Below are 412 nucleotides of genomic sequence, written 5' to 3'. Positions count from 1 at the left end.
GACTTGGATGCTGGATACCGAGTTTTTGCATTTCATGCGCTAGCACATTGAGCAAAACTTCTGAATCAGAATCGGTGTTTATATGGCGCATATCTTCCATAAACAGTTCTTTGGCAATCTCTTCTGCGTTGGTCAAATTACCATTATGCGCCAAGGTAATACCATACGGCGAATTGACATAAAAAGGCTGAGCTTCCGCACTGCTAGACGTACCAGCTGTTGGGTAACGTACATGCCCGATGCCTTGATTACCGACAAGACGCATCATATGACGTGTCATGAACACATCGCGCACCATGCCATTTTCTTTACGCAAAAACAGACGGCCATCTTGACATGTCACAATACCCGCGGCATCTTGCCCGCGATGCTGCAGCATAGTCAGCGCATCGTATAGCATTTGATTAACCGG

General features: G+C 46.6%; 1 pseudogene. It reads right to left on the bottom strand.

The features are described 5' to 3' along the window. Nucleotides 1-412 (bottom strand): annotated as a pseudogene (locus D7X55_RS41935) (class II glutamine amidotransferase); the annotation flags it as partial.

This window comes from Corallococcus sp. AB049A (assembly GCF_003668885.1).
Lineage (GTDB): Bacteria > Myxococcota > Myxococcia > Myxococcales > Myxococcaceae > Corallococcus > Corallococcus interemptor.
The sequence above is the reverse complement of the archived record's forward strand: the minus strand, read 5'-3'. Positions and strand labels throughout refer to the sequence as shown.